Genomic DNA, 13035 nt, shown 5'->3' on the forward strand with positions numbered 1-13035 from the left:
CGTCGCCCGAACCTCACCGAAAGTCCTCGCCTCACATGTCTGTGCACCTCACCGAGATCCCCGCCGTCGTCTCCCGCATCGTCGATGTGGCCGACGGGGTCAAGACGATCGAGTTCCGTGCCGTCGACGGTTCCGAGCTGCCCGTGTGGACGCCCGGCGCCCATCTCGACGTGGTCATCCGCGATGGCGTCGAGCGGCAGTATTCGCTGTGCGGCGATCCGGCGTACAGGCAGTCCTACCGCATCGGCGTGCTGCGCGAAGACGGCGGTCGGGGCGGTTCCCTGTCGATGCACACCGAGCTGGCGGTGGGCAGTCGCGTGCGACTGCGGGGCCCGTTGAACCACTTCGAGCTCGTGCCCGCCGACAGCTACCTCTTCATCGCGGGTGGTATCGGCATCACTCCTCTTCTCCCCATGATCCGCTCCGCCGAGATGGCCGGGGCGACCTGGACTCTCGCCTACGCCGGTCGCAGCCGGCGAACGATGGCGTTCCTCGACGAGCTCGAGAGGCAGTTCGGCGACCGGGTGCGCGCGTACACCGCCGACGTCGACGAGCGAATGGATGTCGCGGCTCTCGTCGCCGGGGCGAGTGACGGCACCCTCGTCTACTGCTGCGGGCCCGCCAGGCTGCTCGCCGCGGTCGAGGACGCATCCACCTCGCTTCCGCACGGCAGCCTGCACCTCGAACGATTCGAGGCGCGCGAGACCGGCGCGCCCATCCTCGACGATTCCTTCGAGGTCGAGCTGACCCTGTCGGGGGAGACGCTGACGGTGCCGCCCGACCGGTCGATCCTCGACGTCGTCGAGGAGGCCGGAGTACTGGTGCTCTCGTCGTGCCGGGAGGGGACCTGCGGAACCTGCGAGACCCCGGTGGTGTCGGGCGAGGTCGATCACCGCGACTCCGTGCTCACCCCAGACGAGCAGGCCGACAACGAGGTCATGATGATCTGCGTGTCGCGGGCCGCCTGCCCGCGTCTGGTGCTGGAGCTCTGAGGCTGGAGTTCTGACGCCCTAGAGAGCTTCGGACTCGGCATCGATCGCGCGGTCCTCCACGAGCCGGCGCACATCGGCCAGGTGGTTCTCCATGGCGAGGCGCGCCGCCGCGGGCTCTCCGGCGACCACCGCGTCGAGGATGTCGCGGTGTCCCTCGATCGAGCGCCGGCGGGCATCCGGCGTGGCGTGAGAGTGGCGACGGGGCTCGAGGGTCCAGTCGTTGGTCACGCCCACCAGCGTGCTCAGCAGGGGATTGTGCGCGGCGTGCGCCAGCTCGAGATGGAACTCGACGTCGAGCCGCAGCGACTCGTCGGCGCTCAGCGCGTCTGCGCTTCTGCGAAGGGTCTCCTCGAGCCTCTGGATGTTCGTGGTCGCGCGCCGGGTCGCGGCAAGAAATGCGATGGTCGGCTCGACGATGTCGCGCAGCTCGGCCGCGTTGCGCTGCTCGACCTGCTGCTTCGACAGCTCGTCGAGAAGCGAGAGCCGCTCGGCGGTGGGCTCGGCGACGGTCGTGCCTCTTCCCTGGCGCCGGTCGATGAGGTTGCGCGACTCGAGGTCGTGCATGGCCTCGCGCAGGGAGGCTCGAGAGACGCCGAGCGTCTTGGCGAGCACCCGTTCGGGCGGAATGCGGTCGCCGGGCTGCAGCTCGCCGTCGACGATGAGCTGCTCGATGTGCGAGGCGATACCCGTGATGAGAGCGGCCATGCAGGCGTTCCCCTCCCTCTGATCATCCTCATGCTAGGGGTAGAGAGCGGGTGGGCTCCGCAACGCGGTTCGACCCATATTTCGGGAGTATTTCGGGCTCGTTATTTTTGTCGTCATCGACGAATGTCGAGTATTTCCATGGCCTACCGTGGCGAGAGTCAGATGGTCAGACCAATCCTGATTCCCCCACACACGCACACGACCCGCACCGGGAGCACACCCATGACGTCACGCCACTCGAAGGCCTTCCTGGTATTCGGCCTCATCGGAACCGCGGCCATAGGCCTCACCGCCTGCAGTGCCGGTTCGACCCCCGAGGCGACCAGCTCCAGCAGCATGGAGATCGGATCGGTCGACCTGAAGGCGGCCGGATGTCCCGCCACCATCTCGATCCAGACCGACTGGAACCCGGAGGCGGAGCACGGAAGCCTCTACGAGATGCTCGACCCGTCGGCGGTCACCGTCGACACCGACGCCAAGACGGTATCGGGACCGCTGATGGCCGGTGGCGAGTACACGGGCGTCGACCTCGAGGTTCGCGCCGGAGGCCCGGCCATCGGATTCCAGAGCGTGCCCGCACAGATGTACACCGACGACACGATCACGCTCGGCTACGTCTACAGCGACGAGGCCGTGCAGAACTCGGTCGCCCAGCCGACCGTCGGAGTGTTCGCACCCCTCGACAAGACGCCCACGATGATCATGTGGGACCCGGCCACCTACCCCGACGTCGACACCATCGAAGACCTCGGCAAGACCGACGCCTTCGTGCGCTACTTCGGCGGATCGGCCTACATGGAATACCTGATCGGCAGCGGACTCCTGAAGCAGGAGCAGACCGACGGCGGCTACGACGGCACCCCGGCGAACTTCGTCGCCGCGGGCGGCAAGGACGCCCAGCAGGGCTACGCCAGCGCCGAGCCCTACATCTACGAGAACGAGGTCTCGGCGTGGATGAAGCCGGTCAAGTACCAGCTCATCAACGACGCCGGCTGGGAGATCTATCCGGTCGTCGTGTCGGCCCGCACGGAGGACATGGAAGACCTCAAGCCCTGCCTCGCCGCGCTGGTTCCCGTGATGCAGCAGGCCGACGTCGACTACTACAGCGACCCCTCCACGGCGAACGGGCTCATCCTCGACCTCGTCGAGCAGTACGACACCGGCTGGGTCTACTCGCAGGGCGTCGCCGACTACTCGGTCGAGACACAGAAGGAGCTCGGACTCGTGGGCAACGGATCGGACGAGGTCGTCGGAAACTTCGACATGGACCGCCTGCAGAAGTTCGTCGACCTCGCGACTCCCATCTACGAGGGGATCGGCAGCGCACCGACCGAGGGTCTGACCGCCGACGACATCGCGACGAACGAGTTCATCGACGACTCCATCGGCTTCACGAAGTAATCATGACGACACCACGCAGCATCCTGATCACGGGCGCCACCCTGCTGCCCGTGGCGAACGACGCCCCGGAGACCATCTTCGACGGCTGGATGCTCGTGGAGGACGGCATCATCGCGTCGCTCGGGGAGGGCGAACCTCCCCGGGTCGACGCGCATGTCGAGGTCGTCGATGTGGCGGGCGCGTTCGTGGCGCCGGGATTCGTTTCGGCCCACAGCCATCTCTTCACCAGCGGCTCACGTGGACTCGGTGTGAACGAGACGCTCTACGGCTGGTGCACCGCGATGTTCGCCGTGACGGGTGCGGCGACGCCGGAGCAGATCTACTGGTGCACGCTGCACGGCGCCTTCGACATGCTCAACAACGGCGTGACGACGGCGTTCGACTTCACCGACGGGAGGCTCGCCTGGGAGCCGCTCGTCGACGGCCGACGTGTCGACGACGGGCCGCAGGAGCTGCGGGCCCTCGAGTATCTGACCCGGCAGGCCGACGCGAAGCTCGACAGCGGAATCCGCTTCGTGAACTCCGTGATGATCGACGACACCGTCGGCACCCGAGAGGATGTTCTCGCCCGGCTCGGCGGGATCGTCGCGCACTGCGAATCGCTCGACCGCGACTTCATGCTGCGCGCCGCGATCTCGGGAGCCGGCCAGTGGTCCCCGAATCCCGACTGCGCCGAGATCGAGGTCGAGGCGATGCGTCGCTTCGGGCTCATCAACCAGGCTCATCTGCTCGAGACGCGCGAGGCCGTCGAGCTGCAACGCGAGAAGTTCGACCGCTACGAGGCGGCGGGCGCCCTCGGGCCCGACTTCATCTTCGGGCACTTCATCCAGACCACGCCCGACATCCTGCGCCGCACGGCCGACGGTGGAGCGAGCATGTCGTGGCAGCCGAACGCGAATGGCCGACTCGCCTCGGGCGTCGCGGCCATTCCCGAGATCCGGGCCCTCGGCATCCGGGTCGGCATGGGCCTCGACGACCAGGCCTGCACCGATATCTCCGACCCGTGGCAGAACATGCGCATGGGCATGTACGCCGTGCGCGCCACGACCGGCGACCCCGATTCGCTCTCGACGGCCGACATGCTGCGGATGCATACACTCGGCTCGGCGGAGATTCTCGGCATCGACGACAGGGTCGGCTCCCTCGAGCCCGGCAAGTTCGCCGACTTCGTGATCGTCGATCCCCGGTCGCCCGACATCGGGCCCCTCTGGGAGCCGATGTCGAGCTACGTGCTGGCGTGCGGCCTGCGCAACCTCAAGAAGGTGTACGTCGGGGGAGTGCTGCGCTCGGTGAGCGGCGACGCGATCGACCCCCTGGCCTCCGAGGCGAGTCGTCAGATCCACCGCATCCTTCCCGAGATCACCACGGGCGCGCCCCTGGCCGCCGCGGCCCTCGCCGGAGCCCGCTCGTGAGCACTCCGTTCTCGCCGCACGGCTGGCCCGTCGTCGACGGCCGCGTCGACCTCACCCGCACCGGCCGCGCTCCGGAGCCCGTCGACCTCGAGGCTCAGCCGCAGCCACTCACCCTCGACCTCGACCGCACCGCGATCATCGTGGTCGACATGCAGAACGACTTCTGCGCGCCCGGCGGATGGCTCGACGGCATCGGCGTCGACGTCTCGCCGGCGCTCGCGGCCATCGAGCCGCTGAACGACATCCTTCCGGCGCTTCGCGGCGCCGGCGTGCCCGTGATCTGGCTCAACTGGGGTAACCGGCCCGACCGGCTCAACCTGCCGGCGAACGTGCTGCACGTCTACGACGCCGACGGCTCGGGCGGCGGCATCGGAGATCCGACGGAGAACGGCGACGCCGTGCTCACGAAGGGAAGCTGGGGAGCGGCCATCGTCGACGGCCTCGAGGTGGCGCCCACCGACATCCATGTCGACAAGTTCAGGATGAGCGGCTTCTGGGACACCCCGCTCGACAGCATCCTCCGCTCCCTCGGCGTCGACTCGCTGCTCTTCGCCGGTGTCAACGCGGACCAGTGCGTGCTCGCGACCCTCACCGACGCCGCGTGCATCGGCTACGACTGCGTGATGATCGAGCAGGCCAGCGCCACCACGTCGCCCGACTTCTGCCTGGCCGCCACGGTCTACAACGTGCGCCAGTGCTTCGGCTTCACCACCACACCGGATGCGCTCTTGAACGCGCTTCCTCGACCCTGACCACGAAACACCTTCCGACACCCCGAACAAGCACACCCCGAACAAGCACACCCCGATCAAGCACACACCCCGAACAAGCACAGGAGAGCCCCATGGCCGCCGCACCCATCCTCAAGCACCTCAGCGATCTGAAGGCCCACCGCATCACCCCTGGCGACACCGTGCGCCTCGTGCCGCTCGCCGGCCCCGACGACGACTCTCCCGCGAGCGTCTTCTTCGAGATCTGGGACCCGTCGGGCGTGCAGCCGGACAACTCCCACCCCGACTCCGTCGAGATCTTCGTGTTCCTCGAGGGAGAGGGCGAGGCCTTCAGCGACGAGCACTCGGTGAAGGTCGCCGCGGGCGACGTGCTCATCCTGCCCAGCGGCTCGGTGCACCACATCAAGAACACCTCCGAGACGGAGCGCCTCTACGCCGTCACGATCATGGCGAACGACCTGGGATCTCAGGAGCTCGGCGCGACGACCGGGTTCGAGCACCTCGTGAAGAGCGGCGGAGAGGTCGAGTTCGAGGACTCCGACAAGGCCGTGCTCTTCGCGAGCCTCCGCGCGCTCGCCGGCCCCGCCTGATGCCGCATAGGCCCCTGCTCGCCCGCCTGTCGACCACGCGGGTCGCGGCGATCGATATGACCGACGCTGTCGTCATCCAGCCGATCGGCGCCTTCGAGCAGCACGGCCCGCACCTGCCGCTCGACACGGATGCGCTGGTGGCCGAGACGGTCGCGGCGCGCGCGGTCGCCGGCCTGCCCGACGACTCCAACGTGTGGATCCTGCCGACGCTGCGCTACGGCAAGTCGAACGAGCACGCGGGCCGCGTGGGCACCATGACCCTCAGCGCCTCGACCCTCATCTCCCTGCTGCTCGACGTCGGCGAATCGGTCGCCGCCTCGGGCTTCCGCAAGCTGGTGTTCGTGAACGCGCACGGCGGCCAGCCGCAGCTGCTCGAGATGGTGTCGCGAGACATCCGGGCGGCCACCGGCCTGCAGGTCTTTCCCGTGAGCGCCATGCACCTCGGCGAGCCCGAGGGCATGACCTGGGACGACGAGGGCTTCAGCATTCACGGCGGGCAGTCGGAGACCTCTGTGGTGATGGCGATCGACGAGAGCCTCGTCGATCTCGACGTGGCGGCCGCCGACGGCGTGGCACTGGGGAGCCTGTTCGCGGGCTTCACCCACCTGACTCTCGAGGGGGCCGTTCCCACGGCGTGGCTCACGAACGACGTGTCGACGAATGGCGTGATCGGCGACCCGCGGCGCGCGAGCCCTGAGCTCGGTGCGCGCGTGCTCGGCCACTGGAGCGGCGCCCTCTCGGAGGCGCTGCTCGAGATCAAGCGGTTCGAGTGGCCAGAACTGCGCTGAGCCGCGAGGCCAGCTCGCGCTGGTCGTGGTCGACGAGCTCGTAGTCGCGCACGACCACGCGGCCTGCCACGACGACGTGCTTCGGCCGGCGGCCGGGATTCGCCCAGAGCAGGCCGGCGACGGGATCGGCGACCCCCGCGTCGGCGACCCCCGACACGTCCCAGACGCACAGGTCTGCGGCGGCGCCGTGGCGCAGGTGGCCCAGTTCGTCTCGGCCCAGCCCCCGTGCGGAACCCTCGGTCGCCATGCCGAGCACCTCGCGCGCGGCCAGGGCCGGGCCGACGAGAGGCGCGACCTGCATGGCCAGGCGCGCGTCTGCGAGCAGGTGTCCGGCGTCGTTGCTGCCACCCCCGCTCGTGCCGAGGCCCACCGGGATACCCGCGGCGCGCAGGGCGGCGACGGGCGCGATTCCCCAGCCCATCGGCAGATCGCAGCCGGGCGCGTGCGTCGCCGTGACGCCGGTGGATGCGAGTCGGGCGATCTCCTCGGGCGTGACGGCGCAGAGATGGGCGATCGTGACGTCCGGCGCGAGCCAGCCCCACTCGTCGAGCAGCTCGATCGGTCGGCGGCCGTACTTCTCGAGGGCGATCGCCACGTCGACCTGCTCGTTGGCCTGCGTCCTGCGGCGCAGCCCGTGCCGCTCGGCGACCTCGCCGAGAAGGCGGAACGTCTGCTCGCTGTCGCTGTGCACCCCGGCCGGCCCGACGGCGAGCTGCAGCATCCCGTCGTTCGAGACGCCGCCCTCGGCGTTGGCCACCAGATCGGCGACGATGCGTTCTGCCGAGAGGGCGGCCTGCTCGGGGTCGTCGCGGGCGGAGCCGCGCACGAAGACCAGGCGCCCGCCCAGCTCGGCGGCCGCCGACGCGGTGGCGCGAGCGATACCCACGTCGTCGCACCCCTCAGGCCACGTGAGGTGGTGGTCGGCCACGGTGGTGACGCCCGAGAGCAGCCCCTCGGCGACACCCACGAGCCCCGCCGTGCGCGCGAGTTCTGGGTCGATGCCGACCGCGCCATAGGCTGCCGCCATCGTCTTCAGCCACTCGCTCATCACGACACCGCGCGTGCCCGGAAGCGTTCTGAATGCGCTTTGCAGCAGGTGATGATGCGCGTTGACGAGACCCGGCGTCACGACGCAACCGGATGCATCCAGCACCTCGGTCTCGTCGCTCTCGCTCGTCGCCGCGATCGCGTCGGAGACGACGAACCCGTCGACCAGGGCCAGATCAGCGGTGCTCTCGCGGGTCTCGTCGATGAGGGTGGTCACGGCATTGCGGATGAGAAGCATTGACCAGTTCTAGCACCTCCGTGTGTCAGGATTGTTGCAGTCGCAACGAGGCCTCTCCACCGCCCTCCTCGCCGAAAGAGACGCTCCCATGCTCGACATCGCAGACGACCTGCTCGAGGCTCTCGGCGAGGGCCGCCGTCTCGCCGTCGCGACCGTCACCACCGTGGATGGCTCGGCCCCGCGGGCCCTCGGCACCTCGATGGCCGTCGACGACCGAGGGCGCGTGCTCGGCAGCATCTCGGGCGGGTGCGTGGAAGGCGCCGTCTACCAGGCGGCCGAAGGCGTGCTCGAGACGGGCGAGCCCGTTCTCGCCGAGTTCGGCTTCACCGACGGAGACGCCTTCGCCGCCGGCCTCAGCTGCGGCGGACGCATCGAGGTGTTCGTGCACGAGATCGCTATGTCGGGCGCTCGTGGGCGGCTCGGCGACCGGGTCGTGCACGAGCTCAAGGCCACCCGCGACCGGCGCCCCGCGGGCATCGCCGTGGTGGTCGCCGGCGCAGCGGTGGGAACCGTGATCGCCGCGACGGCCTCGGCGACCGAGGTCGAACGCGACGGGCTCGATCTCGCCACCGCGCAGCGCATCCTGCACGAACTCACGGCGCGGGTGTCGTCCGGCCTCTCGGGCACCGTCGACATCGAATGCGACGGCGAGCCGCTGCGGGTGCTGTTCGTCGTGGCGGCGACGGCCCCCCGCATGATCATCTTCGGCGCCGTCGACTTCTCGGCCGCGCTCGCCGACGCCAGCAGCCTTCTCGGTTACCACGTGACGGTATGCGACGCGCGGCCGCTGTTCGCCACGTCGCAGCGCTTCCCCTCGGCCGACGAGGTCGTCGTCGCGTGGCCCTCGGAATACTTGCGCACCACCCCAGTCGACGAGCGAACCGTGATCTGCGTGCTCACCCACGACGAGAAGTTCGACATCCCCTTGCTGTCTCTGGCTCTTGGACTGCCCGTGGCGTACGTGGGGGCGATGGCGTCGCGCACGACGCACGAACGTCGCGTCAGGGCTCTCGAAGACGCGGGTCTGAGCGCGGCCGAGCTCGGGCGCCTGCACTCGCCGATCGGTCTCGACCTGGGCGGCAGCACACCGCAGGAGACCGCGGTGTCGATCCTCGCCGAGGTGATCGCAAGTCGAACCGGCTCGGCCGGGGTGTCGCTGCGCACGCAGACCGGGCCCATCCATCGCACCGAAGCGGCCCGCACCGAGTCGGCTTCAACGGTCTCGACCGGGGCGGCCCGGCCGTGACCGGCGCGCGCACCGTGATCGAGGGCGCCTACATCGCCACGGTCGACGCCGCCGACACAGAGCACGTCTCCGGTCACGTGGTGATCGACGGCACCGACATCGTCGCGGTCGGCCCCGGTGCTGCGCCGCAGTGGGCGACAGAGGGGCCGGTGACGCGCATCGACGCACGCGGGCACCTGCTCACTCCGGGCCTCATCAACACGCACCACCACCTCTACCAGTGGCTCACCCGAGGCATCGCCCAGGATTCGATCCTCTTCGACTGGCTGACCGCGCTCTACCCGATGTGGTCGAAGATCGACGCCGAGGTCGTGGCGGCCGGCGCTCTCGGCGGCATGGCCGTGGCCGCTCGATCGGGATGCACCACCCTTGCCGATCACCACTACGTGTTCCCGCAGAACTCCGGCGACATCCTGGGCGCGATCGTCGACGCTGCCGGCAGGCTCGGAATCCGCCTGCATGCGACCCGGGGGTCGATGGACCTCGGCCGAAGCCAGGGAGGGCTGCCGCCCGACTTCGCCGTCGAGACGACGTCGGCGATCCTCGATGCCAGCATCGACGCGGTATCCCGTTTCCACGACCCCTCCCGCGATGCCATGACGCAGATCGCCCTCGCGCCCTGCTCGCCGTTCTCGGTGACCTCGGATCTGCTGAGGGAGTCGGCCGTGCTCGCCCGCTCGCTCGGCGTTCGACTGCACACCCACGGGTCGGAGACGGTCGAGGAGGACGCCTTCTGCGCCGAGAAGTTCGGCCGCACGCCCACCGAGTACCTCGACGACCTCGGCTGGCTCGGCGACGACGTGTGGATGGCGCACTGCGTGCACCTCGACGACTCGGCGATCGCGCGGTTCGCGGCGACGGGAACGGGCGTCGCGCACTGCCCCTCGTCTAACGCGCGCCTCGCCGCCGGCATCGCGCCGGTGCCGCAGCTGCTCGCCGCCGGTGTGCCTGTCGGTCTCGGCGTCGACGGCTCGGCATCGAACGAATCCGGCCAGCTCGGCACCGAGATCCGTATGGCGGTGCTCATGAACAGGCTCCGCGCGGGCGCCGACGGGATGTCGGGTCGCGCGGGGCTGCGCCTCGCCACCATGGGCGGCGCCCGGGTGCTCGGCCGAGAACGGGAGATCGGTTCGATCGAGGTGGGCAAGCTCGCCGACCTGGCCCTGTGGAAGGTCGACGGGATCGAGCACGCCGGCATCGCCGACCCGGTGGCCGCCCTCACCCTCGGCGCTCAGCCGCCGCTGGCGCTGCTGCTCGTGAACGGTTCGGCCGTCGTGCGCGAGGGAGAACTGACCCGCCTGCGCGAGGCCGACGTCGCGCGCGACGTGGCCACGGCATCCGCTCGCCTTCGGTCGCGCTGACCGGCGACCGTCGCCCTGCCGGGGTCAGTACGTGGCGCGGCCTCCGCTGATGTCGTAGACGGCGCCGGTGGAGAAGCTGACCTTGTCGGAGACGAGCCACGCCACGAGTTCGGCGAGCTCCGACGGCCTGCCGAGGCGCTTCATGGGGATGAGGTTCGTCATGTACTCGAGCACCTCGGGAGTGTTGTGCTGATTCATCGGCGTCTCGAACACGGCGGGGGCCACGGCGTTGACCAGCACGCCCGAGGTCGCCAGCTCCTTGCCGAGCGACTTCGTGAGGCCGATGACCGCGGCCTTCGACGCGGAATACACGCCCAGGTTCGGGTTGCCGTCCTTGCCCGCCATGCTCGCGAAGTTCACGATGCGACCCCAGCCGCGCTCGCGCATCCCGGGCACGAACGCGCGACAGGCGTTGAACGTGCCGGTCACATTCACCGCGAAGACGGCTTGCCATTCGTCGTCGGAGACCTCCCAGATCGGCTTGTTCGGTCCCACGATTCCCGCGCAGTTCACGAGGATGTCGATGGGCCCGACGTCGCCGGCCACGCGCGCGACCGCAGCCGGGTCGGACACATCGAGCACGACGTCGGCGCCCGGGGCGAGGTCTGCCGTGATCACCTCGATGCCGTCGTCGGCGAGGCGATGGGCGGATGCCGCGCCCAGTCCGCTCGCCCCACCGGTCACGAACGCCCGGCGGCGCGGCTGGCTGGCCTGGTCAGTGCGATTCACGAGACACCTTCGATCCGGATGAGCCTTGCAGGAAGTCGAGGTCGGCACCCGTGTCGGCCTGGGTGACGTGCTCGACGTAGAGGCGCTCCCAGCCACGCTGCGGGTTCGCGAACCCGGCGACGGTGGCGGCGTTGGGCCGGCGCGCGTCGAGCTGTTCCTGGGTCACGTCGAGGGTCAGCCGCCTGGCGGGCACGTCGAGAACGATCCAGTCGCCGGTCTCCACGATGCCGAGGGGGCCGCCGGCCGCGGCCTCCGGCGTCACGTGCAACACCACGGTTCCGTAGGCGGTGCCGCTCATGCGGCCGTCGCAGATGCGCACCATGTCGCGCACGCCCTGCTCGAGCAGCTTCTTGGGAAGGGGCATGTTGGCCACCTCGGGCATTCCCGGGTAGCCCCTCGGCCCGCAGCCGCGCAGAACGAGCACGCTGTCGGCGTCGACCTCGAGGAGGGGGTCGTCGATGCGCGCGTGCATGTCCTCGATGGTGTCGAAAACCACCGCCCGACCGCGGTGCACCAGCAGGTGCGGGGATGCGGCGGCCGGTTTGATGATGGCACCACCGGGCGCGAGATTGCCGCGGAGGACGGCGATGCCGGCATCCGGAATCAGCGGGGTGTCGCGGGGCGTGATCACCTCGGGGTCCCAGATGCGCGCCTCGTCGAGGTGGTCGACCAGGGGGAGGCCCGTGACCGTGAGCGCTGTCGGATCGAGCAGGTCGCGCACCTCGCGCAGCACAGCCTGAAAGCCTCCGGCGCGGAAGAAGTCGTCCATCAGGAATCGACCGGCGGGCTGCAGATTCACGAGCAGCGGAACATCGGCGCCGATGCGGTCGAAGTCGTCGAGAGTGAGGTCGATCCCCAGTCGCCCGGCGATCGCGAGAAGGTGCACCACCGCGTTGGTCGACCCGCCGATCGCCGCCAGAGCCACGATCGCGTTGTGGAACGAGGCACGCGTGAGAAACGTGCTCGGGCGTCGGTCGGCCTCGATCAACTCCACGATGAGCCTGCCGCTCGCGTGCGAGTTCTCCAGCAGCCGGCTGTCTGCGGCGGGGGTGCCGGCGACGCCGGGAAGCACCGTGCCCAGGGCCTCCGCGACGAGCGCCATCGTCGAGGCGGTGCCCATCGTGTTGCAGTGACCCCGACTGCGGATCATCGACGACTCGGACTTAAGGAACTCCTTCTCCGAGAGCGTGCCCGCGCGCACCTCCTCGCTGAGTCGCCAGACGTCGGTTCCGCAGCCCAGCGCCACGCCTTGGAAGGTGCCGGTGAGCATGGGCCCGCCAGGCACCACGAGAGCGGGGATATCGACCGATGCAGCAGCCATCAGCAGCGAGGGGATCGTCTTGTCGCAGCCACCGAGCAGCACCACGCCATCGATCGGGTTGGCGCGGAGCATCTCCTCTGTGGCCATCGCGGCCATGTTGCGCCACAGCATCGCGGTGGGTCGCACCTGGGTCTCACCGAGGGAGACCACGGGCAGGTTGAGCGGAATGCCGCCGGCCTCGTAGATGCCCTGCTTGACGCTCTCGGCCACCTCGTCGAGGTGGGAGTTGCACGGGGTGAGGTCGGACGCGCTGTTGGCGATCGCGATGTGCGGTCGGCCGTCGAACGCGTTCTCGGGCAGCCCCCTCCGCATCCATGCCCTGTGGATATAGGAGTTGCGGTCGGTTCCCTCGTACCATTCGGAGCTTCGTCGCTCTGACATTCGATTGCTTCCGCTCGAGTCGGTGCCTGCCTACACTGGCCTACACGATGCACACTACAGTCAACGTCGACGCGGGCGCCACGCCGTGAGGGC

Annotated in this window: 12 protein-coding genes; 8 read left to right on the forward strand and 4 right to left on the reverse strand. The window is 69.4% G+C overall.

From position 1 onward, the window contains the following. Nucleotides 1-35 precede the first annotated feature (35 nt). Nucleotides 36-992 carry a PDR/VanB family oxidoreductase gene (locus ASF51_RS14625; RefSeq protein ID WP_055931380.1) on the forward strand — a complete coding sequence of 319 codons (957 nt, stop codon included), beginning with the start codon at nucleotides 36-38 and terminating at the stop codon, nucleotides 990-992. A gap of 18 nt (nucleotides 993-1010) precedes the next feature. On the opposite strand, the gene ASF51_RS14630 is transcribed toward ASF51_RS14625, so the two are convergent. After that, complete coding sequence (locus ASF51_RS14630) at nucleotides 1011-1697, reverse strand: FadR/GntR family transcriptional regulator (protein ID WP_055931383.1); 687 nt, start codon at nucleotides 1695-1697, stop codon at nucleotides 1011-1013. 222 nt (nucleotides 1698-1919) lie between these two features. Here ASF51_RS14630 and ASF51_RS14635 point away from each other — a divergent pair, with 222 nt between their 5' ends. The 5 genes from ASF51_RS14635 (at nucleotide 1920) to ASF51_RS14655 (ending at nucleotide 6619) form a co-directional block, all read left to right on the forward strand. Then, nucleotides 1920-3098 carry a hypothetical protein gene (locus ASF51_RS14635; RefSeq protein ID WP_055931386.1) on the forward strand — a complete coding sequence of 393 codons (1179 nt, stop codon included), beginning with the start codon at nucleotides 1920-1922 and terminating at the stop codon, nucleotides 3096-3098. 2 nt (nucleotides 3099-3100) lie between these two features. After that, complete coding sequence (locus ASF51_RS14640; protein ID WP_055931389.1) at nucleotides 3101-4510, forward strand: amidohydrolase family protein; 1410 nt, start codon at nucleotides 3101-3103, stop codon at nucleotides 4508-4510. After that, nucleotides 4507-5262, forward strand: coding sequence for a cysteine hydrolase family protein (locus ASF51_RS14645; RefSeq protein ID WP_055931392.1), 756 nt, complete (start codon nucleotides 4507-4509; stop codon nucleotides 5260-5262). Before ASF51_RS14640 ends, ASF51_RS14645 begins: the two co-directional genes overlap by 4 nt. 92 nt (nucleotides 5263-5354) lie before the next feature. Further along, nucleotides 5355-5831: a cupin domain-containing protein gene (locus ASF51_RS14650; protein WP_055931395.1), complete on the forward strand. Its 477-nt coding sequence runs from the start codon at nucleotides 5355-5357 to the stop codon at nucleotides 5829-5831. Beyond that, on the forward strand, nucleotides 5831-6619 hold the full coding sequence (locus tag ASF51_RS14655; protein WP_055931398.1) for a creatininase family protein: 789 nt from the start codon (nucleotides 5831-5833) through the stop codon (nucleotides 6617-6619). The genes ASF51_RS14650 and ASF51_RS14655 overlap by 1 nt, the downstream gene beginning before the upstream one ends. Here ASF51_RS14655 and ASF51_RS14660 read toward each other — a convergent pair. Continuing rightward, nucleotides 6588-7904 carry an amidohydrolase family protein gene (locus ASF51_RS14660; RefSeq protein ID WP_055931401.1) on the reverse strand — a complete coding sequence of 439 codons (1317 nt, stop codon included), beginning with the start codon at nucleotides 7902-7904 and terminating at the stop codon, nucleotides 6588-6590. The two genes, ASF51_RS14655 and ASF51_RS14660, sit on opposite strands and share 32 nt — an antisense overlap. 88 nt (nucleotides 7905-7992) lie before the next feature. Here ASF51_RS14660 and ASF51_RS14665 point away from each other — a divergent pair, with 88 nt between their 5' ends. Together ASF51_RS14665 and ASF51_RS14670 are read left to right on the forward strand one after the other, a co-directional pair. Next, complete coding sequence (locus ASF51_RS14665) at nucleotides 7993-9150, forward strand: XdhC family protein (RefSeq protein WP_055931403.1); 1158 nt, start codon at nucleotides 7993-7995, stop codon at nucleotides 9148-9150. Further along, nucleotides 9147-10511 (forward strand): 8-oxoguanine deaminase, encoded by a 1365-nt coding sequence (locus tag ASF51_RS14670; protein WP_055931406.1) that lies wholly within the window; start codon nucleotides 9147-9149, stop codon nucleotides 10509-10511. Before ASF51_RS14665 ends, ASF51_RS14670 begins: the two co-directional genes overlap by 4 nt. A 24-nt stretch (nucleotides 10512-10535) precedes the next feature. Here ASF51_RS14670 and ASF51_RS14675 read toward each other — a convergent pair whose 3' ends face one another. Then, nucleotides 10536-11240: an SDR family NAD(P)-dependent oxidoreductase gene (locus ASF51_RS14675; RefSeq protein ID WP_082480083.1), complete on the reverse strand. Its 705-nt coding sequence runs from the start codon at nucleotides 11238-11240 to the stop codon at nucleotides 10536-10538. Beyond that, nucleotides 11227-12942, reverse strand: a complete 1716-nt coding sequence (locus tag ASF51_RS14680; RefSeq protein WP_055931409.1) for an IlvD/Edd family dehydratase — start codon at nucleotides 12940-12942, stop codon at nucleotides 11227-11229. The genes ASF51_RS14675 and ASF51_RS14680 overlap by 14 nt, the downstream gene beginning before the upstream one ends. Nucleotides 12943-13035 lie beyond the last annotated feature (93 nt).

Source organism: Agreia sp. Leaf283 (genome assembly GCF_001422485.1).
Taxonomy (GTDB): domain Bacteria; phylum Actinomycetota; class Actinomycetes; order Actinomycetales; family Microbacteriaceae; genus Agreia.

Excerpts from the sequence above, each read along its gene's own strand:
- ASF51_RS14635 (WP_055931386.1), top strand. The coding sequence starts at position 1,920 with ATGACGTCACGCCACTCGAAGGCCTTCCTGGTATTCGGCCTCATCGGA.
- ASF51_RS14680 (WP_055931409.1), bottom strand. The coding sequence starts at position 12,942 with ATGTCAGAGCGACGAAGCTCCGAATGGTACGAGGGAACCGACCGCAAC.
- ASF51_RS14665 (WP_055931403.1), top strand. The coding sequence starts at position 7,993 with ATGCTCGACATCGCAGACGACCTGCTCGAGGCTCTCGGCGAGGGCCGC.
- ASF51_RS14625 (WP_055931380.1), top strand. The coding sequence starts at position 36 with ATGTCTGTGCACCTCACCGAGATCCCCGCCGTCGTCTCCCGCATCGTC.
- ASF51_RS14660 (WP_055931401.1), bottom strand. The coding sequence starts at position 7,904 with ATGCTTCTCATCCGCAATGCCGTGACCACCCTCATCGACGAGACCCGC.
- ASF51_RS14655 (WP_055931398.1), top strand. The coding sequence starts at position 5,831 with ATGCCGCATAGGCCCCTGCTCGCCCGCCTGTCGACCACGCGGGTCGCG.
- ASF51_RS14630 (WP_055931383.1), bottom strand. The coding sequence starts at position 1,697 with ATGGCCGCTCTCATCACGGGTATCGCCTCGCACATCGAGCAGCTCATC.
- ASF51_RS14650 (WP_055931395.1), top strand. The coding sequence starts at position 5,355 with ATGGCCGCCGCACCCATCCTCAAGCACCTCAGCGATCTGAAGGCCCAC.
- ASF51_RS14640 (WP_055931389.1), top strand. The coding sequence starts at position 3,101 with ATGACGACACCACGCAGCATCCTGATCACGGGCGCCACCCTGCTGCCC.